A 988-nucleotide genomic window follows, 5' to 3' on the forward strand; every position below is an offset into this window, starting at 1 on the left:
AGCTGGCGCGATCGCTTTAGATTTAGGCAGTTAGTTGGCAATAAATCGCCTTTCGCTGGTTAGCACCTGCAACAGCAGCGGTAAACTCGGTTTTTCATCACGCAATTTTTCACCGTCGCTGTTGTAAGCATCATAGTGACCATTGGCTTCCAATTGGATGATCTGCTGAGGCGTGGTGATCATCAACGAACCCCGGTTGCCGTTCACCAGCCAGTTATTACGTCGCTGGGCAGCAAACAGGTCGCAGCAATCGCTGCATCAACGTGACCATAACGTCTTTTGGATCGGTCATTTTGCTGATGGTTTGCGCCGGTGTACCTGGCCAATGCACCACCAGCGGGATCTGCCACTGTGACCGACGGTAGAGACTGCCTTTATCTCGCTCGCTGGATTTGGCCGTAATAATCACCACGGTATTGTCCAGTTTGCCTTGGCTTTGCAACGTGTTGAGTATAGCGCTGATGCTTTGATCGGTGGCTTTAGCATCCGTTGGTGCGCGAGTGCCGTTGGTGCCAAGCTCGATATAAGAGAACCACGGCGATGCGGTTTGCGTACCGGTTTCCAGCCACGCCTGCCATTGTTGAACCGTCTCTGTATCACGCTGAATCACCGGTACTGACAGCGAAAAGTCTGACAGCAATGCCTGCCGATAAAGCGGGTTATCGAAGCCATTGCTAGAGAATAAACCAAATTGATATCCCTGTTGGTTCAAGGAACTCACCAAGGCTGATGGCGTGCGTGCACCCAATACCCCATCCATGTAGGTGGTCGAGATGCCGTAAAACAGGTTAAACAGGCTGCTTTGGGCATTCTGGCTTACATTGAAATGGTTGCTGAAGTGCACATTCTCTTCTGCAAAACGCATCAACTGCGGCATGCGGGTAAGTGGAAGCTGGTCTGCCACCACAATCAACAGATTGTAGCCGCTGCCGGCATCACGGAACTGAATATTGTTCAGCGGGTATTCTAGCGTAATAGCCTCAGGGTT

2 protein-coding genes are annotated in these 988 nt (G+C 51.2%); both read right to left on the minus strand.

The window, feature by feature from the left end; translation table 11 throughout:
* Positions 1-30 precede the first annotated feature (30 nt).
* Positions 31-183, minus strand: a complete 153-nt coding sequence (locus J5224_RS30010) for a hypothetical protein (RefSeq protein WP_264628706.1) — start codon at positions 181-183, stop codon at positions 31-33.
* 34 nt (positions 184-217) lie between these two features.
* On the minus strand, positions 218-988 hold a 771-nt coding region (locus tag J5224_RS30015; RefSeq protein WP_264628707.1), incomplete at its 5' end, for a sulfatase-like hydrolase/transferase.

It is taken from the genome of Candidatus Symbiopectobacterium sp. NZEC135 (assembly GCF_025962695.1).

Coding starts and splice junctions, on each gene's coding strand:
- J5224_RS30010 (WP_264628706.1), bottom strand. CDS start 183: ATGATCACCACGCCTCAGCAGATCATCCAATTGGAAGCCAATGGTCAC.